Annotated in this window: 19 protein-coding genes; 6 read left to right on the forward strand and 13 right to left on the reverse strand. The window is 70.3% G+C overall.

Annotated features, from left to right (window positions below; genetic code table 11):
- Positions 1 to 77 precede the first annotated feature (77 nt).
- Positions 78 to 983, forward strand: a complete 906-nt coding sequence (locus ACZ5WE_RS08290) for an acyl-CoA thioesterase (protein ID WP_467684560.1) — start codon at positions 78 to 80, stop codon at positions 981 to 983.
- Between the two features lie 20 nt (positions 984 to 1,003).
- Here the strand turns inward: ACZ5WE_RS08290 and ACZ5WE_RS08295 are convergent, their stop codons facing one another.
- Together ACZ5WE_RS08295 and ACZ5WE_RS08300 are read right to left on the reverse strand one after the other, a co-directional pair.
- Entirely contained in the window at positions 1,004 to 1,279 is a 276-nt protein-coding gene (locus tag ACZ5WE_RS08295; RefSeq protein ID WP_467684558.1) for a hypothetical protein, read from the reverse strand.
- Positions 1,280 to 1,405: 126 nt separating this feature from the next.
- A complete protein-coding gene (locus tag ACZ5WE_RS08300) occupies positions 1,406 to 3,697 on the reverse strand; it encodes an MMPL family transporter (RefSeq protein ID WP_467684556.1) in 2,292 nt (763 codons plus the stop codon).
- Between the two features lie 249 nt (positions 3,698 to 3,946).
- Here ACZ5WE_RS08300 and ACZ5WE_RS08305 point away from each other — a divergent pair, with 249 nt between their 5' ends.
- Positions 3,947 to 4,444, forward strand: a complete 498-nt coding sequence (locus ACZ5WE_RS08305; protein WP_467684554.1) for a tetratricopeptide repeat protein — start codon at positions 3,947 to 3,949, stop codon at positions 4,442 to 4,444.
- Positions 4,445 to 4,484: 40 nt separating this feature from the next.
- On the opposite strand, the gene ACZ5WE_RS08310 is transcribed toward ACZ5WE_RS08305, so the two are convergent.
- Positions 4,485 to 5,471 carry a DUF6397 family protein gene (locus tag ACZ5WE_RS08310; RefSeq protein ID WP_467684552.1) on the reverse strand — a complete coding sequence of 329 codons (987 nt, stop codon included), beginning with the start codon at positions 5,469 to 5,471 and terminating at the stop codon, positions 4,485 to 4,487.
- A gap of 109 nt (positions 5,472 to 5,580) precedes the next feature.
- Positions 5,581 to 5,994, reverse strand: a complete 414-nt coding sequence (locus ACZ5WE_RS08315) for a roadblock/LC7 domain-containing protein (RefSeq protein WP_467684550.1) — start codon at positions 5,992 to 5,994, stop codon at positions 5,581 to 5,583.
- Between the two features lie 93 nt (positions 5,995 to 6,087).
- Here ACZ5WE_RS08315 and ACZ5WE_RS08320 point away from each other — a divergent pair, with 93 nt between their 5' ends.
- Entirely contained in the window at positions 6,088 to 6,516 is a 429-nt protein-coding gene (locus ACZ5WE_RS08320; protein WP_467684548.1) for a PPOX class F420-dependent oxidoreductase, read from the forward strand.
- Between the two features lie 44 nt (positions 6,517 to 6,560).
- On the opposite strand, the gene ACZ5WE_RS08325 is transcribed toward ACZ5WE_RS08320, so the two are convergent.
- The 5 genes from ACZ5WE_RS08325 to ACZ5WE_RS08345 all read right to left on the reverse strand — a co-directional run bounded on the left by ACZ5WE_RS08325 (position 6,561) and on the right by ACZ5WE_RS08345 (position 11,402).
- Positions 6,561 to 7,166: a GTP-binding protein gene (locus ACZ5WE_RS08325; RefSeq protein ID WP_467684546.1), complete on the reverse strand. Its 606-nt coding sequence runs from the start codon at positions 7,164 to 7,166 to the stop codon at positions 6,561 to 6,563.
- Positions 7,147 to 7,560 carry a DUF742 domain-containing protein gene (locus tag ACZ5WE_RS08330; RefSeq protein WP_467684544.1) on the reverse strand — a complete coding sequence of 138 codons (414 nt, stop codon included), beginning with the start codon at positions 7,558 to 7,560 and terminating at the stop codon, positions 7,147 to 7,149. Before ACZ5WE_RS08330 ends, ACZ5WE_RS08325 begins: the two co-directional genes overlap by 20 nt.
- Before the next feature lie 19 nt (positions 7,561 to 7,579).
- Positions 7,580 to 8,014, reverse strand: a complete 435-nt coding sequence (locus ACZ5WE_RS08335) for a roadblock/LC7 domain-containing protein (RefSeq protein ID WP_467684542.1) — start codon at positions 8,012 to 8,014, stop codon at positions 7,580 to 7,582.
- Positions 8,011 to 10,563: a sensor histidine kinase gene (locus ACZ5WE_RS08340; RefSeq protein WP_467684540.1), complete on the reverse strand. Its 2,553-nt coding sequence runs from the start codon at positions 10,561 to 10,563 to the stop codon at positions 8,011 to 8,013. The genes ACZ5WE_RS08335 and ACZ5WE_RS08340 overlap by 4 nt, the downstream gene beginning before the upstream one ends.
- Positions 10,564 to 10,628: 65 nt before the next feature.
- Positions 10,629 to 11,402, reverse strand: coding sequence for an MHYT domain-containing protein (locus ACZ5WE_RS08345; RefSeq protein ID WP_467684538.1), 774 nt, complete (start codon positions 11,400 to 11,402; stop codon positions 10,629 to 10,631).
- Between the two features lie 151 nt (positions 11,403 to 11,553).
- Between ACZ5WE_RS08345 and ACZ5WE_RS08350 the strand changes: the two genes are divergently transcribed.
- Complete coding sequence (locus ACZ5WE_RS08350) at positions 11,554 to 12,162, forward strand: class I SAM-dependent methyltransferase (RefSeq protein WP_467684536.1); 609 nt, start codon at positions 11,554 to 11,556, stop codon at positions 12,160 to 12,162.
- Positions 12,163 to 12,200: 38 nt separating this feature from the next.
- Here the strand turns inward: ACZ5WE_RS08350 and ACZ5WE_RS08355 are convergent, their stop codons facing one another.
- Complete coding sequence (locus ACZ5WE_RS08355) at positions 12,201 to 13,106, reverse strand: oxygenase MpaB family protein (RefSeq protein ID WP_467684534.1); 906 nt, start codon at positions 13,104 to 13,106, stop codon at positions 12,201 to 12,203.
- Positions 13,107 to 13,206: 100 nt separating this feature from the next.
- Between ACZ5WE_RS08355 and ACZ5WE_RS08360 the strand changes: the two genes are divergently transcribed.
- Together ACZ5WE_RS08360 and ACZ5WE_RS08365 are read left to right on the forward strand one after the other, a co-directional pair.
- Complete coding sequence (locus ACZ5WE_RS08360) at positions 13,207 to 13,488, forward strand: hypothetical protein (protein ID WP_453398570.1); 282 nt, start codon at positions 13,207 to 13,209, stop codon at positions 13,486 to 13,488.
- Positions 13,489 to 13,976: 488 nt separating this feature from the next.
- Positions 13,977 to 14,864, forward strand: a complete 888-nt coding sequence (locus tag ACZ5WE_RS08365; RefSeq protein WP_467684532.1) for a hypothetical protein — start codon at positions 13,977 to 13,979, stop codon at positions 14,862 to 14,864.
- A gap of 31 nt (positions 14,865 to 14,895) precedes the next feature.
- On the opposite strand, the gene ACZ5WE_RS08370 is transcribed toward ACZ5WE_RS08365, so the two are convergent.
- The 3 genes from ACZ5WE_RS08370 to ACZ5WE_RS08380 form a co-directional block, all read right to left on the reverse strand.
- Positions 14,896 to 18,309 (reverse strand): hypothetical protein, encoded by a 3,414-nt coding sequence (locus ACZ5WE_RS08370; protein WP_467684530.1) that lies wholly within the window; start codon positions 18,307 to 18,309, stop codon positions 14,896 to 14,898.
- Positions 18,310 to 18,501: 192 nt separating this feature from the next.
- Positions 18,502 to 18,684, reverse strand: a complete 183-nt coding sequence (locus ACZ5WE_RS08375) for a hypothetical protein (protein ID WP_344522782.1) — start codon at positions 18,682 to 18,684, stop codon at positions 18,502 to 18,504.
- 142 nt (positions 18,685 to 18,826) lie between these two features.
- On the reverse strand, positions 18,827 to 19,882 hold the full coding sequence (locus ACZ5WE_RS08380; RefSeq protein WP_467684528.1) for a fatty acid desaturase family protein: 1,056 nt from the start codon (positions 19,880 to 19,882) through the stop codon (positions 18,827 to 18,829).
- Positions 19,883 to 19,930: the final 48 nt, after the last annotated feature.

The following is a 19,930-nucleotide window of genomic DNA, read 5'->3' on the forward strand; positions in this document are numbered from 1 at the left end:
ACAGTTGCCCGCTGACAGTTAGCCGCTGACCGCTGACCGCCCCGAGCTTCCCCCCGGACAGGAGTCGAGGAACCCTCATGAGCAACCCCGCCGACCGCCTTGTCGACGTGCTGGACCTGGAGCAGATCGAGCTCAACATCTTCCGCGGCCGCAGCCCGCAGGAGTCCCTGCAGCGGGTCTTCGGCGGGCAGGTCGCCGGGCAGGCCCTGGTTGCCGCCGGGCGCACCACCGAGGGTGAGCGTCCGGTGCACTCACTGCACGCCTACTTCCTGCGGCCAGGCCGCCCGGGCGTGCCGATCGTGTACCAGGTCGAACGGGTGCGGGACGGACGCTCCTTCACCACGCGCCGTGTCACCGCGGTCCAGCAGGGCCGCACCATCTTCAATCTCACCGCCTCCTTCCATCAGCCCGAGGAAGGGGCCTTCGAGCACCAGCTGCCGCCGCGCATCACGGCCCCCGACCCCGAGTCGCTGCCGACGGTCGCCCAGGAGATCACCGAGCATCTGGGCGAGCTGCCCGAGCAGCTGGAGCGGATGGCCAGACGTCAGCCCTTCGACATCCGCTACGTGGACCGGCTGCGCTGGACCACCGAGGAGATCAAGGACGCCGAGCCGCGCAGCGCGGTCTGGATGCGCGCGGTCGGCCCGCTCGGCGACGATCCCCTCGTCCACACCTGCGCGCTCACGTACGCCAGCGACATGACACTCCTGGACGCCGTCCGCATCCCGGTGGAACCGCTGTGGGGCCCGCGTGGCTTCGACATGGCCTCGCTGGACCACGCCATGTGGTTCCACCGCCCCTTCCGCGCGGACGAGTGGTTCCTGTACGACCAGGAGTCCCCCATCGCGACGGGCGGCCGCGGACTCGCGCGCGGACGTATCTACGACATCGAGGGCAGGCTGCTGGTCTCGGTCGTACAAGAAGGACTCTTCCGAGCCTACGGGGAGCGGCACATGGACGGCCGCCCGTCGACGGGGGCGTGAGCGTCCCGTCAAAACGGCGGTCAGTCCGGTGCGTCGCCGAACGGGTCCCCCAAGACGCCCGCGAGACGGACAAGTCCGAGCCGGTCGCCGTCGCTGACCGCCGCGTAGACGGTGTACGACCACCCGCGGTCGGCCGCGTGTCGCGACGCCCACCCCAGGAGTTCGTCGATGTCGACGGTGTCGAGGACTTCGTACTCGTGCGCCGTCACGGTTGGCACGTCCCAGAAGTAGACGCGGTAGCGCGCGTGGTCCAGTTCCCACGTGGTGTCATGGGGGTCGATGCCGCGGATCTTCATGGGGATGAGCCTAGAGCGTGGCGTTACGACTGCTCCGGCCGCATCGGGGGCTCCGGCTGCTTCGACTACTTCGACTGCTTCGGCAACGCGGCGCCTGACTCAGGCCCTACCTGCCGTCGGTGGAGGTCAGCTGGGGTTGTCCGGCTTCTCGGTCTGCCGTGCGGGCCGGCTCTCGCCCTCGGCGTCGATGTGCGGAAGCAGCCGGTCCATCCAACGGGGCGCCCACCAGGCGCTCTTGCCCAGCAGCGTCATGACCGCCGGCACCAGCAACAGGCGGACCACGGTGGCGTCGATGAGGACGCTGGCCGCGAGGCCGAGGCCCAGCATCTTCACCACGATGTTGTCGCTGATGATGAAAGCGGCGAAGACGCTCACCATGATCAGTGCGGCGCAGGTGATGACCCGTGCGGTGATCTCCAGGGCGTGGGCGACGCTCGCCTTGGCGTCGCGGGTGCGCAGCCACGCCTCATGGACCCGGGACAGCAGGAAGATCTCGTAGTCCATGCTCAGACCGAAGACGATCGCGAACATCATCATCGGCACATAGCTCTCGATCGGGACTTTCCCCCAGACCCCGAGCGCGGGGCCGCCCCAGCCCCACTGGAAGACGGCCACCACGACCCCGTACGAGGCGGCGATCGACAGTACGTTGAGCACGGCGGCCTTGACCGCGACGAGCAGGCCGCGGAACACGACGAGGATGACGAGGAAGGCCAGGGCCACGACCACCGCGATGATCAGTGGCAGCTTCTTGGAGACGATCTCCAGGAAGTCGGCCTGCGCGGCGGTCGTCCCCGTGACGTACGTGCCCGCCTTCGTCCCTGACACTGCCTGCGGGAGCACGTCGTCGCTCAGGTGCTCGTGCAGTTCGGTGGTCCGCTCGTCCTGCGGAGCAGCCACGGAGTAGGCCGTGGAGATCAGCACGTCGCCGTCCGACGTGGCCTTGAGCGGGGTGATCGCCGCCGCGTCGGGCACGTCTGTGAGGGCCTTCTGCGCCTGGGTCGCCAGTGCCGCCCTGTCCGACTGGGGCACGTCGCTCTGGTCGATGACGAGTGTCATCGGGCCGTTCGAGCCGGGTCCGAAGGCGGAGGACATGAGGTCGAAGGCGCGGCGGTCGGTGAAGGACTTGGGATCTGCCCCGTCGCCGATGTGCCCGAGCTGGATGGAGAAGACCGGGACGGACAGGACGGCGAGCACGGCGGCGCCGCCGACGAGGAACCACCACGGCCGTCGCTCCACACGCTGCGCGTAGCGGTGCCAGCCGCCCTGGTCCGCCCCCGGCTCGGTGCTCGTCTCGGCGACCAGGGCTCGCACCCGGAGTTTGTCGATCCGCCGTCCGATCAGCCCGAGCAGGGCAGGCACCAGGGTCAACGCGCCGAGTACGGCCGTGACGACGGTGACCGCGGCGGCCAGGCCCAGCTTGCCGATGAACGAGATCCCGGAGACCCAGAGGCCGGACAGGGCGATGATCACTGTGCATCCGGATACCAGGACCGCCCTGCCGCTGGTCGCCGTCGCGTGTCCCGCCGCCGTGACCGGGTCCTGGCCGAGGAGATTCTGGCGGTGGCGGGTGACCAGGAAGAGGGCGTAGTCGATCCCGACGCCGAGTCCGATCATCGTGGCCAGCGTCGGCGAGACCGTGGCGAAGGTGAACACACCCGCGAGGAGGCCCAGGCAGGCGAGGCCGCACAGCACGCTGATCAACGCGGTCACCAGAGGCAGTAGTGCGGCTAGCACGCTGCCGAAGCCGATCAGGAGGACCACGATCGCTACGCCGAACCCGATGGCCTCGCTCGTCCGGTCGTCCGGCGCGGGCCGGGCGAGCTCGCCCACCGGGCCTCCGTACTCCACCTCCACACCGGCGCTGCGTAGTGGCTGCACCGCCTTGTCGACGCCGTCGAGATAGTCGTCGCCGAGGGTGGAGGGCTGCACGTCGAAGCGGACGGTGATGTAGCCCGTCTTGCCGTCGGAGGTCAGCGGTCCCAGGTTCGGCGTGCCGGCGGGCTGCTGCTGCGCGGGAAGCGGGCTCTGTGCGGACAGCACGTGGGGGAGCTTCTGCAGGCTGCTGACGGCCGAGGCGACCTGGTCGCTCTCGTCTCCGAGAGGTTTGTCCGAGTCGTGCAGGACGACTTGGGCGCTGTAGCCGCCGGCCGCGGGCTCGTGTGCCTGGAGAACATCCAGGCCCGCCTGTGACTCGGTGCCGGGGAGGGAGAAGTCGTCGGAGTACTGACCGCCGTAGGCGTGATTCAGGACCTGCAGCCCGACCAGGGCAGCCAGCCACACCGCAATGACCGTCACGCAGTGGCGGGCGCACCACTGCCCGATCCGTCGAAGCCTGCCCGGACGTTGCGGTGAGGCGTTCGACCGGCGCGGTGACGCGCTCGGCGGCGGCTCACTCGGCCCGTGTGACGCAGACATGCTCGCTCCCGGAGGCATAGGTCACTCCGGATTCAACGCAACCGCGGCGCTCTCGGCACCCCGGAGGCGGGGAAACGGGTGACGCCCCTCGTTCCATGCATTCCAGGTGCTGACGGTCACCACTCTCAGGAGCGCGGTGGGGGAGATGTGTTTCAGGCAAAATGACATGTGAACCTCCGGTCGCTTCGGGGCTTCGGGTGGACTGAGACAGAGTTAGAGAAAGACGGGGCGTTGAAGAGGGATGAGGACATGACCGGGGATCGCGACCGCCTGCTGGCCGAGGCCGTGCGGCTCCGCGCGGACGGTCGCCGCGAGGAGGCACGGGATCAACTCCTCGCCCTGTGCGAGCAGTTCCCTCTGGATGCGGAGGTGGCGTACCAGACCGCGTGGGTGCACGACACACTCGGCCTGGAGGCCGAGGCGGTGCCGCACTACGTACGCGCGGTCGAGGGACCGGGCCTTTCTCCTGATGACCGCCGGGGAGCGCTCCTGGGTCTGGGCAGCACCTATCGCGTCCTTGGCCGGTATCCGGAAGCCGTCACGACCTTGGGCGAGGCGGTGGCCGAATTCCCCGACGACGCCGCGCTCAAGACCTTCCTGGCCATGGCCCTCTACAACACCGGCCGAGCCCATGACGCGATGGAGATCCTGCTGACCCTGCTCGCCGCCACGAGCCAGGACCCGGACATCGTCGGCTACCGCCCCGCGATCGAGCACTACGCCAAGGACCTCGACGCGACCATGTAGCGGTGTGACCCGCGGCCGACCTGCCCTCGCACTCTGCTGGCTACGCTCCCCTGCGGCGCATCCACTTGAGCAGACCTCGTGGCTCCGGCGCCCGGTCCCTCTTCCCCTCGTCGGGCGGCGCGGCGGGTGGCGCCTCGTGAGAAGGCGGGGGTTGCTGGCTTGTCTCGGCGTCGGGCTCTACCCGAGCATCAGGGATGGCACCGGGCGTCGGATCGGGAACGGGCTTCGGTGCGGGCCGCGGCGCCGGGCGCTCCCCCCGGGCCTGGGAGAGGCCGATGGTGAGGTTGGCCCGCAGCCACCGGATCTCGTCCGGGTCGTCGGCGGTCGTGATCTTCTCGATGATCCGTCCCGCCGGTGATTCCGGGGCGCCCTGGCCGAAGGGCTGGGGCATGAGCCTTCGTACGTAGGCGCGTTCGTACGGATCCTTGATGATTTCCGCGATCTGGACAGGGTCGAGCAGTGAGGCCACCGCTGCGGCACGCTCCCAGGGATCGTCGGACTGCCGCAGCAGCGCTCCCGCGTGACGGCCCCGCCAGTTCCGCGCCCGCAGGTCGACACCCGCCTCCAGCTGGGTGCGGATCGTGCCGGGGGCTCGACCGGTGAGGAGACCGGCGTTGACCTCGGACTCGGCGAAATGCTTCAGTTCTTCGGCCAGATACAGCCAGACCACCGCTCGATAGCGGTTGAGGTAGAACTTCACCGGCGTGACGAAGCCTGCGCGTGTGAGACGGGTGAACCGGGCCGTGGAGATGTCCATGAGAGCCGCGCCCTCCGTGGTCCCGACGGCTCTGATGCGCTCCATCCACGCCTCGGGAAAGCCCTTCCCGGCACGGACGCGCTCGATCTCCTCGTGTGTGACGCGGCGCCGTCCACCGAGCGCGTCACTGACGGTGTGGATGCGCCCCAGCATCACCGCGAGCTCGAACTCGCCGCGTTTCAGCCCCAGTTCTCGTGCCGCTCGGCTCTGCGTGACCGATGTCCGCGCTGCCGTGTCGGCGGTTTCCAGCGTGATCGTGTGACCTGTCATGGTGGTTCTCCCCCGTGAGGCGTCTTTGCTCTCGGGAAAACCGTAGCGCGATCACCGCGACCCGCGCCGAGCCTGTGGATAACTTTCGCCGCGTCGCCGTTTCAGCAGGTCAGAGGTCTACAACCGGTGTCCGTTCCGGCTGCCTGGCACCCACGCCGAGATGCTCGCCGACCCGATTGACGAGGAGCGTCATCTCGTACGCGACCTGCCCGATGTCCGCCTCCGCGGAGCTGAGGACGCACAGGCAACTGCCGTCGCCGGCCGCCGTGACGAACAGCACCGCGTCGTCGAACTCGATCATCGTCTGACGCACGCTGCCCGCTCGGAAGTGCCGCCCCGAGCCCTTGGCCAAGCTGTGCAGACCCGAAGAAACCGCGGCCAGATGTTCCGCGTCCTCGCGCTTCAGTTCCGAGCTCGCGGCAGTTACCAGGCCGTCGTTGGAAAGCACCAGAGCGTGCCGTACGGGCTCCATGCGCTTGGTCAAGTCGTCGAGCAGCCAACCGAGGCCCGTGTTCTGCACCATGTTCCCGTCTCCCCGCTTTCTGTTCCCCCTGGCTGAAGGAACTGACCTGCCAGCCTTCCCCACCATCGTTCCCCCGGCAAGCATGATGAGGACATGGCACAGAAGATGACCGAGGACCAGTGGCGGGCGTTCATCTCGCAGGGCACCCGTACCGGCAAGCTGTCGACCGCCCGGCCGGACGGCAGCCCACATATCGCCCCGATCTGGTTCCTGTTGGACGGGGACGAGTTGGTGTTCAACACCGGGGCAGAAACCGTCAAGGGGCGGAATCTGGCGCGGGATGGGCGTGTCGCCCTTTGTGTGGACGACGACAAGCCTCCGTTCGCGTTCGTGGTGATTCAGGGGCAGGCACGATTGATCGACGATCTCGACAAGGTGCGGCACTGGGCGGGCCGGCTCGGCGCCCGCTACATGGGCGAGAGTCGCGCCGAGGAGTTCGGCGAGCGCAACGGCGTGCCCGGCGAGCTGCTCGGGCGCGTCAAGATCGACAAGGTGGTCGCCCACGGCGGCATTGCCGACTGACGACGCCTCAGCTCACCCTGCTGTGCTCGGCCCACCGGCCGGGCTCAGCCCACCGTGTCGAGCAGCCGGGCGGTATGCATCCGCCCGGCGTACTCGACCAGGCGTATCAGCACCTCCTTTCCCGAATCGCGGTCCCGTGCGTCGCACAGCACCACGGGGGTGCCGCGGTCGAGGTCCAGGGCCCGTGACACTTCATGTGCACCGTACGTACGCGCGGTCGCGAAGCAGTTGACGGCCACCACGAACGGGATGTGCCGGTGCTCGAAGTAGTCGACGGCGGGGAAGCAGTCCTCGAGCCGTCGGGTGTCCGCGAGGACGACGGCACCGAGCGCACCCTGGGACAACTCGTCCCACAGGAACCAGAAACGGTCCTGCCCGGGCGTACCGAAGAGGTACAGCGCCAGGCCCGACCTGATGGTGATGCGGCCGAAGTCCATGGCAACGGTCGTCGTGGTCTTGCGGTCGACTCCGCCGGTGTCGTCCACCGACTGACCCACCTCGCTGAGGAGTTCCTCGGTGCGCAGCGGGCGGATCTCGCTGACTGCGCCGACCAGGGTGGTCTTGCCCACCCCGAAGCCGCCCGCGACCAGAATCTTCAACGCCATGGCGGTCGTGTCGCCGCCGCCGGCGTCAGAGCGCTCGGAGCCCATCGATCACCTCTCGCAGGATCTTCTCGTCGGGTAGCTGTGCGGGGGGCACGGGTCGGTTCACCTTCACGCAGCCCATTTCCAGCAGGTCGCCGAGCAGCACCCTGACCACGCCCACGGGAAGGTCTGCGTCGGCTGCCAGTTCGGCGACCGTCTGGGTCTCCGTGCGGCACAGTTCGATGAGCGACCGGTGCTCCGGGCCGAGTGCGGTGTCGTCCCCCGGGCCCGGTGCGTTCTCGTCCAGCGTGACGAGTGCGATCAGATCGAAGCGCACCCCGCTGGGGCCGGGGCGGGTCCGTCCGCCCGTCATCGCGTAGGGCCGGACCAGCGGTCCGGCCTCGCTGTCGTACCACTGGCTGCCCGTGTCGCGCGGTTCGGCGTTCCTGTCCTCGGTCATCTGCGTCGACCGCCCTGTGTCATCCGACGGCCGGTGGCTGCGCCGCGAAGCGCGGTGGCGTGTAGAGGTGCTCGCCCACCCGTTTCACCAGACGTGCCATCTCGTAGGCGACCAGGCCGATGTCGGCGGTCACGGAGCTGAGTACGGCGAGGCAGGAGCCGTCGCCCGCCGCTGCCACGAACAGGAAGCCGTCGTCCATCTCGACCATGGTCTGGCGCACTCCCCCGGCCCCGAAGTGCCGGCCCGCGCCCTTGGCGAGGCTGTGGAACCCGGAGGCGACCGCGGCGAGGTGTTCGGCGTCCTCCCGGGTGAGGGCGGTCGAGGCTCCGACGGCGAGTCCGTCGTTGGAGAGCACCACGGCGTGCCGTACCTCACCGACGCGCAGCACCAAGTCATCGAGCAGCCAGTCGAGTTCGCCGGCCCTGCCTGCTGTGACGCTCTGATCCTGGATCATGTGTGGTCTCCTTCGGTGCTGTCACTGGCCTGGGCGGCCCCTTGGATGTCGGGGACCGCGCCGACGATGCCCGGCCTGCGGCCGCCGCCGCGGGCCCAGCCGTCGCGGTAGGCGGACATGCGGTCACGTGCCTCTTCGGGGCTGCGCTCGGTGTCTTCGCGTACGCTCACGGATCCGGCCGCGCCGTCGTGGGGTCGCTCGCGCAACTGGGGGGCCAGGCTGGCCTGGCGCACGCGACGCGGGAGATCGTCCGAAGGCTCCGGGGCGCTGTCGAGTTCCGCGTCCGGGGGCTTGTGGAGGCGAAGAGCGGTGACGCCTGGGGGCGTCGATGCCGGAGCGTCCGTGGACGCGGCCAGTGCGGGGCGCGCGGGAGGGGCGGGCACGGAGTTGCCGTTCATCGGTGCGGCATCGGGCACGCGCGCGTGCCGGTTCTGTTCGCGGTCGCGTTCCATGGTGTGGGCTCCGGGGCTCTCCGGCGTGGTGCTCTGCAGCAGTGCGGTGGGCAGGAGGACGACCGCGGTGGTACCGCCGTAGGGAGACGTGCGGAGGTGCACTTTGATCCCGTGTCGCGCGGCGAGCCTGCTGACGACGAAGAGCCCCAGTTGGTCACTGTCGAACAGGTCGAGTGCTTCGGACTGCTCGATGCGGCGGTTGGCCTCGGCCAGGGTCTCCCCGCCCATCCCGAGGCCACGGTCCTCGATCTCCAGGGCGTAGCCGTTGCCGACGGGTTCGCCGTTGACCCGCACCTTGGTGTGGGGCGGTGAGAACTGGGCGGCGTTCTCGACGAGTTCGGCCAGGAGATGGGTGAGGTCGGCCACGGCGGTGCCGACGACCGCGGCGGTCGGGAGTTGTCGTACCTCCACGCGCGCGTAGTCCTCGACTTCGGAGACGGCCGCACGGACGACGTTCGTCAGGGAGACGGGCAGGCGCCAGGCACGCCCCGGCGCGGCTCCGGAGAGGATGATCAGGCTCTCGGCATGCCGCCGCATCCGGGTGGTGAGGTGGTCGAGCCGGAAGAGGTCGCTGAGTTCGTTCGGGTCGTCCACCCTGCGCTCCATGCTGTCGAGGAGGCTGAGCTGGCGGTGGACGAGGACCTGGCTCCTGCGGGCGAGGTTGACGAAGACGCCAGAGATGCCGCTGGCGAGTTCGGCGCGCTCGATGGCGGCGCGCAGGGCCGCCCGGTGGACCGTGCCGAGCGCCTCGTAGACCTGTCCCGTCTCGTCCTCAGCGGGCGGGCCGGGTGGTGCTTCGGCGTGAATGTCGATCTCCTCGCCGGTGCGCAGCCTGCGCATGGCGTGCGGGAGTTTGTGGCGTGCGATCTCCAGCGCGCCGTTGCGCAGGCTCACCAGCTCGACGACCAGGCCTCGCCCGATGCGTACGGAGATGACCAGCGAGGCGGCGACGGCCAAGAGCCCGAGGAGCACGGCGGCGCCTGCCGGGGTGAGCAACCCGCGGCTGAACGGGTCGGCCCGGTCGGCGGCGCTGCGGTTCGCGCCCACGTCGATCGCGCGCAGTTCGTCCCGCACGGCTGCGTGGGAGCTGTCCCACTTGGCGGCCGATGACGCGTCGGCGGCTTTGCGGCCCGGTGGTGCGACGAGCACCTTGTCCTCGACGGCGCGCACGTCGGCGTATGCGCTCCCCTCCACGAGGTCCTGCCAGGCTGCTCGTTCGGGGCCGCGCAGATCCGTCACCGCCGCGTCGGTCAGGGTCCGCCGGGTGTCGACAGCGCCGGTGAACTGCCGCAGCCGCTCGCCGTCCAGGGAGCCGTCGAGCCGGGCGCTGGACAGGACGGCGTCCTCGCGCGCCAGCATCTCTGCGGCCCTGGAGAATTCGAGCAGTACGCGCGCGTCGGAGCCGAGTTCGGCGTCCTGGATGCCGGTGAGGGCGCCGCCGACCCCGAAGGCGGCCGAGATGGTCTTCGTGTACTGGCCGTAGGTCGTGTCCCAGCCCGTGCGCCGGTCGAGCACGTCGGTCCGCAACGTGCTCAGGCTCTCGGCAGCGGAGACGAACGATTCAAGCCTGGACGCCACGCCGGTGGGCAGATCGGCGCCGTCGGCGACTGTTCCGCCCTCGCCACGGCGCAGTTTCGCCACCGCGCGGTCCGTGCGTTCCGCCTGCCTCTCGAGTTCACTGCCCCGGTCGGGTGCGGGCTCGGTCGCGTAGCGCACGGCTGCCACGCGCTCGGTCTGGAGTGCGGCGATGGCCGTGTCGACGGGACCGCGGACGTCTGTGTCGACGCGCTGCAACTGCCGCAGGTGCGCCATGTCTTGTGCCGTGCTGACCGTGGCGTACCCCCACAGCCCGAGCAGGGAGACGACCGGGACCATCAGCAGGCACACGATCTTGGCCCGTACGGTGCGGGGGCGCGGCCACCATGAGCGTTCGCGCGACGCGGGGCGCGTCGGCGGTCCGGGCTCCAAGGGGACTTCCGTGTCCGGCCGTTCGTCGGCGGGTGGTCCTGCGTGTGCGCGTCGACCGCGTGCCGGGGCCCCGGGCTTCGGCGGCACCGTGCCGTCGGCCGGGTCGGGGGTCCTACGGGGTGTACGCATGGCCTCCTCGCTCGGAGAGATTTCGGGGGTGAGTCCGCCGGACCGTGCCCGGTTCGAGTGCGACGCTATGGGGCGGCAGGCTCCACCGGTCGCTGGGCCGCCACGGAGGCCTCGCGCTCTCCCGAGGTCGGGGAGAGCGCGACAAACGCCGAGGTCAAGAAGAGATAGGACCCAAGGCCGACCGCGAGGGGGAAAATGAACTGCATGGTCGTCGCCCCGGGCAGTGCCGCACCCGACTCGGTGACACGCACGCTCACGGCCAGCATTCCGGTGTAGTGCATGCTGCTCACCGCTCCGCCCATGACAAGTGACGCGACGGCTACCGCGAGAGGCGACTTGATGTTGAGGGCCGCCCACAGGGCCGCGGTCGCGGCGACGACGGCGATGACAACGGAGAGGCCGACCAGTACGGGGTCGTAGCGCACGTCGCCGTGCAGCCGCAGCGCGGCCATGCCCAGATAATGCATGCTCGCGACGCCGAGCCCGGTCGTGAGCCCGCCGAGCGCGAGCGCGCGCCCGCGGTCACGGCCGTAGCCGACGGCGAAGACGCCGACTCCGACGACGGCCATCGCCACGACAAGGCTCAAGATCGTCAGGGGTACGTTGTAGTGGATCTCGGTGCCGGTGACGCCGAAGCCGAGCATGGCCACGAAGTGCATCGTCCAGATCCCCGTGCCGATGGCCGAGGCCGCGGTGATGAGCCAGTTGCGGCGTGAGGTGCCCGTGGCGCCGAGCGCACGGACGGTGCAGCGCAGCCCGAGGGCGGCGCCGATACAGGCCATCGCGTACGACAGCACGGGGGTCAGCCAGCCGAAGGTGGCGTGGTCCAGGTGTCCCATGGCTCCGGGACGCTAGTCCGGACAGGGGCGCACAACGGGGGCGCAGTTCGAAAGGTGTTGGAATATGACTGAGAGAGGGCCTTGAACGATCGCGTCACGCTCGAACGTGTGCCCCCAACGCACACGCGAGTCGTTGAGCAATCATGTCCACATGAGCGATGACCACACGCGTGTCCGTGACTTCTTCTCCGCCCGAGCGGCCGACTGGGACAGCAGGTTCCCCGACGACGGGCCCGCCTATCGGGCCGCCGCGTCCGAGCTCGGCCTGAGCCCCGGCGGCCGAGTCCTCGACGCCGGGTGCGGCACCGGACGCGCGCTGACCGCGCTCAGGGCCGCCGTAGGGCCCTCCGGGGTCGTAGTCGGGATCGACCTGACTCCCGCCATGCTGGAGGCCGCCACACGGGCGGCCAGAGACCGCGAAGGGCATCTCCTGCTCGGGGACGTGACCCGGCTTCCACTGCGCGACGCGTCTCTCGACGCCGTGTTCGGAGCGGGGCTGATCTCCCATCTGCCCGATCCGGTGGCGAACTTGCGGGAGTTGAGGCGCGTCGTGCGCCCCGGAGGAACCCTCGCCCTCTTCCACCCCATCGGCAGGGCGGCGCTCGCGGCGCGGCAGGACCGACAGATCACCCCGGACGATCTGCGGGCCGAGGGCAACCTCCGCCCGTTGCTCGCCGATGCGGGCTGGCAACTGACCTCGTACGTCGACGAGGACGCGCGGTTCCTCGCGCTCGCGACGAACCGTGCCGAACTCGACTGACCGCGGGCGACGTTGAGTCCACTCCGCTGAACTTGAGCTCACTCCGCCGAGGCGGCCGCCGACTCGTCCGTGTGCGCCACCGGGCAGCCCCGGATGCCGGGCACCGGGAACGTGCCGAGTTCGCCGATCCGGTACCCCTTCGGGTACCCCTTGATCTCCCGGTTCTGGCGGGCGTAGTGCGGCGCGTTACGGGGCGGCAGCAAGCGCACGGCACGGCCGCGCAACCGCACCGCTCGCCTGACCAGCGTGCGGGTGGCGGGGCCTGGTGGTTCGTAGCGGAAGGCGCGCAGGAGGGGGTCGTCGAGCAGCGCGAGGGTCGAGGCACGCAGCAAGGGCGCCAGAGGACGCGGGTACCAGGACGCCATGAGGTCGAGGGTCGCGTCGGAGACCCTGCGCGCTCCCTCGTCCCACGCGAAGTGGGCCTCTTCGTAGGCATCGAGACACATCTCGAAAGCCTCGTAGGACTCCGGGATCCCCTGGATCCCCATGTTCCGGCCCAACGTGCGGTAGTAGACGGCGGCCGCAGTCATCTCGTGTCGGGACAGCTTGCGCCATCCGTAGGCATCGATCCAGCGCTTGGGCATCACCACGAACGTGCACAGCACGTAACGCATGTCTTCATTGCTGATGTCATAGCTGCGGTGCATCTGGTTGATGCGGCGGATCGCGGTGCGGCCCTCGTCCGTGCCGAATCCGTGCTCCACTACGGCATCGAGGAGCAGGGCCGTGTCGTCGTACCGCTTCTGCGTGCGATCCGTCAGTTCCGCTGTCTCAGCGAGGAGTCGACCGATGCTGGGCACGGCGTACGTGCGGTAGAGCGCGAACTCGAGAGCGCGGGTGTAGTCCCATGGGAACTCATACGTCGCGGTGAGTCGGTAGATCGTGAGGGCATCCTTCTCCGGGTCGAGACGCAGGATCTCCTTGAGCCGGTCATAGCGCTTCACCGCACTGTCCCCCTTCTTTCGCCGGAGCTCCAACTCTACGTTGGGGTACAACAGATGAGTGATCATCAGCGGCAACCACAACCGGGGGAAGGCGGCCCACATGTTCGACAAGCTCCGCAAGCTGTGGCGCTCGGACGAAGCTGTTCGCGTCAAGAAAGAGGAACGCCCGCACAACCTCTTCGAGGCGGCTGCCGTCTACGTGGCGGCGTGCGCCGAGGACGACCAGGACCGCCAGGACGAAGCCACAGGCTGGGTGTCGCCGGAGGCCCTGTCCTTCGGTGTCAGCGAACTCGCCTGCCGAGCGGTCATCGCTCTCGCCCGGGAACGCGACGAGTCGCCGACGGACGTGGCGCGTACGCTCCTCGGCCTGCCTGCCGCCTGACATCCGTGGGCGTGAGATCGGGGCAGGCCAGTGCCTCATGGAGGGGGTTGCCTGTCCCGGCCGCGTGCGCGAGGCGTTCTCGGACCTCGCGCGCAGTGCGTGGGCGGTAGCCGGGGCCGCCGCAACAGCCCTGCCGGAAGCGGAGCCCGGACAGCAGGACCGCGCTCAGGGCACGCCAGGCCGCCGTGTCGCGGCGCTTGGGCACGGCGAGCGCCGAGCCCGCGTTGAGCAACTGGCCTCCGCACTGGGGGCAGATGTCGACACGCACACGGCCGTAGTCGGCCGCCTTCTTGAAAGAAGCACGGCACGGCAGACAGACGAAGTGCGAACTGGCTCTGGGCATGACACCCAGCGTAGGTGCCCGCCACGAGGGTGTACGAGCGAGTTTCCCGGTACCTACGAGCGACCTTCCTGGTCACGCGCCCCTCGACGATCAAGCAGACCTGTGGTTAGGGTGCGCCGACGGATGAAGCGATGGGGAGGCTGGCATGGCCGGAACGGACGACGCTGTCGCCGCCGAGGACGACGCGCTGTACGTGCTGACCGCGGTGCTGCTGACACCCGCGAAGTTCCCGAGTGTGCTCGGTGACGACTATCCGGAGGCGTGCGCGGCGCTGGGGCTCGCGCCGCTCGCGGCGGGGTACGGCCTGGTGCTCGGTCAGGACGGTGCGGGCGCACGGTGGACGGTCGTGATCGACGACGTGTCACTGGTGGCCGTCGCCATCGCATCCTGGGACTGCGGCATGGAGTACGACTTGTCGCCCGACGAACGTACGGTGGTCGCCGCGCTGCCCGGCTGGCCGCTCGCGGTCGCCGTCGCGGCGCCCAACGTGCCCGCTCCTCACGATCCCGAGCCCGAGGAAGCGGACCAGAAGCCGCTCGCTCCTCCGCAATCCGACACTTGGGGTCCTGCGCAGCGTCGGCTCGGCGCCGACGAGATCGCGCTCCAGTGGGCGGCGTGGCGCGAGCAGGTCGACGAAGACGACTTCCTGACCGACCGTGCCGAGGAGGGCGCGGCGCAGGAGGGCGCGCACACCGGCTCGGAGAGCGGCCACACCCCCCAGGCCGAAGCCGCTGTCGAAGCCGAAGCCGACGCTGGACAGGCTCCGCTCGCCGGTGTGCGTCGCGTCCTTGCGGAAGCACGGGCATACGTGAGTACTCCGCCGCCCCTGGGCCGCGTGCGATCCTCGTTCGCCTCCGGGGAGGCACGCACGCTGCGCGCCGACGGTCCCGGCTGGTCCATGGTCGCCAGGACCGACGACATCGCGTTCGTACTTCTCGACGAAGAGCCGGGAGAGGTACTGCCGGTGGGCCGCGGGCCCGAACTCCCCTTGCTCCTCGACGCGCTCGACAAAATGGCCGTGCGCCCCGCCTGATCCCCCTTACCCCGCCGGTCCCGCGTCTTGCTCAGGGACTCTGCTCGGGGTCGAGGAGAAGCGCCGCCATCGCTGTGTCGTGGTCCGCGTGATCGCGCAGGGCCTCCAGTTCAGCGCGCCACGCCTGGTCCCACGATGTCGCCCGTCCACCAACGCGCACGAGCGCGAGCGCCATCAGTCCGGCCGCCGGAGTGCCTCGTTCACGCAGCAGGCAGCCGGCGGCGAGCAGGGCCGCACGCGCGCGCGGCGTGGGGACCTCCAGATGGAATCCGCTCGCCAGGGGCAGCCGTTCGGGGCGTTCCTCGACCAGGTCCAGCAGCCGCTCCCAGCGCCCGGCGTGATGTTCGCCGTGCCGCACGGCGGCCAGCGACGTGTCCCATGTCAGGGCTGCCGCCTCGGCGTACAGGCCGACGGCGCGCAGCGACAGGGCCAGGGAGTCTGCGATGAGGAGCATCTGGGCAGAGCCTCGCCGGACGCGTATGGCCTCGCCGATGCCGGAGAGGCGACGGAGCGCGTCAGCGCGCACCTGAGGATCCGGGGTGAGGGCGCGTTCCTGAAGCCGCCGGAAGGCGTCCTTGAGAATAGGCCCTCCGACCCGCCCCAGGGGGAGCCAGGCCAGCTGCTGTGCGGCGGCGTCCCACTCCCGTCGACGCCGCACCGGGTCCGTGGCGACGTCGGCCACAGCCCGCATGGCGTCGGACGATTTCGGCGTGCACCAGGCGGGCAGGGCACGGCACGCGGCGACCACGGTCTCTTCGTCACCGTCCCGTACCAGGCGGGCCAGGAAGTCCGCGTAGCCCTCCCCCGCAGATTCACTCACCGGCCCCACGCGCGCGTGGATCACCGCTTCCCGTACGGCGGGTTCATCCGCCGCAAGAGCCAGACGGGCGGCGATGGCGGGGCGGTCGATCGCGAAAAGGAGGTGGCGTGCCACGACGGCGCGTACGTCACGGTGTTGCCCCGGTGCATCCCAGGCAGCCACCATGGCCTCGAACGCCGCGGCCCCGGTGAGCGTGCCAAGGGCTCGGACGGCTTCCTTGCGGGAGCCGACCGGGGCATCCGCTGCGCAGGCCACGGGGCTGAGCAGGGCGACCGCTTCCGGGTCCGGCACCGTCTCCAGGAGCCGGCGGACAGACGCCATGGCGGCCCGGCCCCGGACGCCGCCCGTCGCGGCGTGCCGCAGCAGGACGCCCAGCAGGGACTCCGTAGAGGGCAGCACGCCATCCTGAGCCTTCATGAGGACGCTGCCCAGCGCACCGAGTGCCGCCGCGGCTACGGGCTGTGGCGCCGACTCCGCGAGTGTCGTGAGCAGCGCCGGTTCGCGCACCTGCGCTGCCGCGTCGGCTCGGGTACGCAAGGGGGCATGCTCGTCGGCGGCGACGCGCGCGTGGTGTTCGTCCCACCTGCGGCGTTGTTCGGGCAGCCAACGACCGGTGACACCGGGGTGCAGCCCCGCGGCCCAGGAGGCGGCCCGGGGGCGTACCTGGCCCGTGAGCCCTTCCCTGGCGGCGAGCAGTACGGAGTCCAGCAGGTCGGTACGACGGGTGACGACGGTGCGCAGGATGGTCGGCACTGCCGCGAACGAGGCGTCGTGGCCGATCAGTTCGGCGCTGCGTCGTTCCCGCAGCGCCACCGGCACCGCCCAGGCGGCTGCCGCGCGGGCGGCGAGGTCCGGGTCATCGGACTCCCATGCCATGTCACGCACGAGAGCGTCGAGTTCCGGCAGCGCGGCGAGGTGCGACGCGAGGAGTTCCGCGAGGGCCATGCGGAGATCGGGACGTGCCGGTGTGCCCGGCAGGACCACGGACAAGACGGCACGCGCCCCTTCCTCACCGATGCGCAACGGCGCCGCTGTCTTGCGGGAGCGCGGGTCGGAGACGACGTGGCAGAGCAATTGCGTCGCATAGGCCGCACGGTTGAGCCTGCCGGTCGCCGCGGCACTTTCCGCGCCGCGGCGGAGCAGTTGTTCCGCCGCGGCCAGGGTGTGGGCGGTCGAGTCGCGGGACTGGACGGTGGTCAGCGCCGCGTCACGCAGGACGCGGTCGGGCAACGCCGCAAGCAGACGCGGGGGCGCCCCGGCGAGCTGCTGGAGGGCGGCCCTGCGCACCTCCTCCTGGTCGTGCCAGGCCCGCTCGCAGTCCCCCGCGATCCTCGCGAACTCGTCCGGGTCGCCCTCGAGTTCGGCGCAGGCGAGCAGCGCCGGCCAGGCCATCAGTCGCTGATGGATGCGGTGCTGCCCGGCCATGTGGCGCAGCAGCGGTTCTCCCAGGCCGAGTGGGAGCGCGACGGCCAGTCGGCTCGATGTCCATTCCCGACGCGACCATCGCTCCACCCAGGGCATGACGAGCGCCGCTCTGTCGGCCGGCTCCAGGGCCGTGAGGGCAGCCACGGGCAGGCTCCGCACCGAGCGGCGACGGGTGGTGCGTTCCTCGACCAGGCGGCGGCGCTCCGCCGCGGGCAGCAGTACCAGCAGGCTGTCGGGCTCGGTGTCGTGACGGCCCGGCCCGTGGTGCCGCGGCTGCGTTACAGGGCAGCGACGGGCGAGGTCCACCAGGTCAGCGGGTGGGAGGGCGCGTAGGCCGCGCAGTGTGGCGGGCGGCAACGCACCGGCGGAGATCGGTAGTTCGCGGGGAGAGCCGTCCTGGTTGGGCGGGGCTGCGCGCAGGATCTCCATGACGTGGGCCGGACGGCGCAGCAGCGTGCGGGCCGCTCGCGGCGTCAGGAGGTCCGGCGCCCGCGCCAGGAGGAGCAGCCCCGCTTCCGAGTCGCGTTCCGCGGCCGTGCTCGCGACCGCGCGGTTACGGTTTGTGAAGTGATAGCGGCCGTGGTTGGCACGGCTCTCGCCCCGGGTGACGAGCAGCTGGGCCACGGCGAGCGGTGCGGTGCGGGTCAGTGCGCTCAGGACGCCCGGAGGTGGATCGAGACGTGGCAGCCAAGCGGCAACCGTCTGTGCGGGGCACGCGGGCAGCAGCCGGGCGGCGTCCCGCGCACCGAACCGTTCGTGGACGTCGGGCAGCAGGCGTGCGGCGAGGGTGTGCCGTCGACTGAGGCGCAGGACGCGGTAGGTCTCGTGCCGGGCCGCCCCGATGTCGCTCAACGCGAGCTGCTCCAGGGCTGTTTCCGGCACGGGTAGCCGGATGGCGGCCGCGAGGGCGCGGCGGCGCAGGAGGGGGTCGGTGAGGGCTTCGGCGATGGTGGTGAGGTCGCGTCGGGCAACGGCGAGGAAGAGGCCGGTGTGCCGTTCGTCAGGGGTTCCCGCGGTGAGAGCCGCGCGGAGTGTGCCGTACGCGTCCTCGGTGAGCGCTCGGGCGTAGCGGGCGAGGGCGCTCATGCGGGCCGGGAAGGGCAGCGGGTCGAAGTGGGCCTTCAGCCAGGCCGACGTCAGCGGCGCGGGAGTGGGCTGAGGCTGGGGGGACGGCGTCAGCGACGCCTCGTGTGCGGCCATCAGCGATCACCGTGGGATCGCTGGGCCTCCTTTCGGGAAGTCATGTGCGCCATGGTCACCGCCGAGCTACTGGGGCGCAATGGGTTTTCCGCTCGCGGTCCCGCCGGGGGCGGGACCGCGAGCGGAAAAGCCGTCAGCCCCTGCGCGTCGCGTGTCCGCTCCCCGGCGCGGTGCCCGCTCCGGGGTGCAGGGTCAGTGGCCGAGCTCCTTGCGCGAGACACGGCGCAGCCTGCGCCGCTGTCCGGGGTCGAGCGTCAGATAGGCCGCGGCCGGGACCCCGAGCACGATCAGGAGGGCGGCCCACCAGGGCAGCCAGATCAACAGGATGATGCCGGCCGCCACACCTCCTGCGGCGATCTTCGCGTTCTTCGACATGTGCGTCGCCTCCTTCGCGGCAGCTGCCGCTCTCTGTCTTGAGAAACGGGCTCAGGCCGTCCACGGTTCCAGACTGCTCCCCTGAGAGACCCCTGAGGAGCAACCCTGACGCAACCCTGAGCCGCAGCGCGTCTCCGCCCGGCTACTCGGCCCTCAGCGGCTCGCCGACCTCGTACATGTGGCGCAGTACCTGTCGGTAGGAGTCGATGAACCCGGCTTCCGTGTACGGCATGCCCAGCTCGGCGCAGTGGGCGCGGACCAGGGGCTGGGCACGCCGCAGACTGGGGCGGGGCATGCTCGGGAACAGGTGGTGCTCGATCTGGTAATTGAGTCCGCCCAGGAACCAGTCGGTCAGCGCGCTGCCGCGGATGTTGCGCGAGGTGAGGACCTGGCGGCTGAGATGGCCCCAGCGCTCCCCGTCCGGGTCGGGCATTTCCATGCCCTTGTGGTTGGGCGCGAAGGCCAGCCCGAGGTGCAGGCCGAAGAGCGCCTGGTGGATGGCGGCGAAGACGAGGGCGTGACTCACCGGCATGGTCACGAGCAGGAGCGTCACGTATCCGACGAGGTGCGCCACCAGGAGAAGGCCTTCGAGCACGCGTTCGCGCGGCGCCTGGCGGCGCAGGTCCTGGAAGCCGTAGATCTTCATGGCGATGCCCTGGAGCAGCGTCAGCGGGAAGAACAGCCATGCCTGGTTGCGGGTTAGCCAGCCCCGGAAGCCCACGCGGACCTTGGCCTGCTTGCTGGTCCAGACGAGGACGTCCGCTGCGACGTCGGGGTCCTTGTCGAGGTGATTGGGGTTGGCGTGGTGGCGGTTGTGTTTGTCGTTCCACCAGGCCGAGCTCATGCCGAGGAGGAGGTTGCCGTGCACGAGACCGATGGCGCGGCTCACGCCGCGGTCGCCGGTGATCTGGGAGTGACCCGCGTCATGGCCTATGAACGCCGTACGGGCACACAGCGCGGCCAGGACGGGCGCGAGGAGCAGCACCCACCAGGAGCCGCCGACGAGGAACATGCCCGTCGCCACGGCGGCCAGCGCAACGGTGTTGATCACGATGGTGCGGGCATACCAGCCGGTGCGGCGACCCAGGAGCCCCTGCTCCTTGACGGTGCGCAGGAGAGGCGTGAAATCGCTCCCGGCCGGCTGCCTTGTGGTGGTGCCTGGGGAACGCTCCGCGACTGCTGCGACGGCCTGGGACATGGTGAGGTCTCCGGTCTCTGACTGGATCGGGCTGACATGGCACAACGT

Source organism: Streptomyces sp. NPDC033180 (assembly GCF_055577645.1).

What these genes read in the sequence shown, in the direction of transcription:
- ACZ5WE_RS08290 (WP_467684560.1), top strand. Translation starts at nt 78, where the DNA reads ATGAGCAACCCCGCCGACCGCCTTGTCGACGTGCTGGACCTGGAGCAG.
- ACZ5WE_RS08380 (WP_467684528.1), bottom strand. Translation starts at nt 19,882, where the DNA reads ATGTCCCAGGCCGTCGCAGCAGTCGCGGAGCGTTCCCCAGGCACCACC.
- ACZ5WE_RS08365 (WP_467684532.1), top strand. Translation starts at nt 13,977, where the DNA reads ATGGCCGGAACGGACGACGCTGTCGCCGCCGAGGACGACGCGCTGTAC.
- ACZ5WE_RS08360 (WP_453398570.1), top strand. Translation starts at nt 13,207, where the DNA reads ATGTTCGACAAGCTCCGCAAGCTGTGGCGCTCGGACGAAGCTGTTCGC.
- ACZ5WE_RS08375 (WP_344522782.1), bottom strand. Translation starts at nt 18,684, where the DNA reads ATGTCGAAGAACGCGAAGATCGCCGCAGGAGGTGTGGCGGCCGGCATC.
- ACZ5WE_RS08345 (WP_467684538.1), bottom strand. Translation starts at nt 11,402, where the DNA reads ATGGGACACCTGGACCACGCCACCTTCGGCTGGCTGACCCCCGTGCTG.
- ACZ5WE_RS08305 (WP_467684554.1), top strand. Translation starts at nt 3,947, where the DNA reads ATGACCGGGGATCGCGACCGCCTGCTGGCCGAGGCCGTGCGGCTCCGC.
- ACZ5WE_RS08315 (WP_467684550.1), bottom strand. Translation starts at nt 5,994, where the DNA reads ATGGTGCAGAACACGGGCCTCGGTTGGCTGCTCGACGACTTGACCAAG.
- ACZ5WE_RS08330 (WP_467684544.1), bottom strand. Translation starts at nt 7,560, where the DNA reads ATGACCGAGGACAGGAACGCCGAACCGCGCGACACGGGCAGCCAGTGG.
- ACZ5WE_RS08295 (WP_467684558.1), bottom strand. Translation starts at nt 1,279, where the DNA reads ATGAAGATCCGCGGCATCGACCCCCATGACACCACGTGGGAACTGGAC.
- ACZ5WE_RS08300 (WP_467684556.1), bottom strand. Translation starts at nt 3,697, where the DNA reads ATGTCTGCGTCACACGGGCCGAGTGAGCCGCCGCCGAGCGCGTCACCG.
- ACZ5WE_RS08320 (WP_467684548.1), top strand. Translation starts at nt 6,088, where the DNA reads ATGGCACAGAAGATGACCGAGGACCAGTGGCGGGCGTTCATCTCGCAG.
- ACZ5WE_RS08325 (WP_467684546.1), bottom strand. Translation starts at nt 7,166, where the DNA reads ATGGGCTCCGAGCGCTCTGACGCCGGCGGCGGCGACACGACCGCCATG.
- ACZ5WE_RS08310 (WP_467684552.1), bottom strand. Translation starts at nt 5,471, where the DNA reads ATGACAGGTCACACGATCACGCTGGAAACCGCCGACACGGCAGCGCGG.
- ACZ5WE_RS08350 (WP_467684536.1), top strand. Translation starts at nt 11,554, where the DNA reads ATGAGCGATGACCACACGCGTGTCCGTGACTTCTTCTCCGCCCGAGCG.
- ACZ5WE_RS08335 (WP_467684542.1), bottom strand. Translation starts at nt 8,014, where the DNA reads ATGATCCAGGATCAGAGCGTCACAGCAGGCAGGGCCGGCGAACTCGAC.
- ACZ5WE_RS08340 (WP_467684540.1), bottom strand. Translation starts at nt 10,563, where the DNA reads ATGCGTACACCCCGTAGGACCCCCGACCCGGCCGACGGCACGGTGCCG.
- ACZ5WE_RS08370 (WP_467684530.1), bottom strand. Translation starts at nt 18,309, where the DNA reads ATGGCCGCACACGAGGCGTCGCTGACGCCGTCCCCCCAGCCTCAGCCC.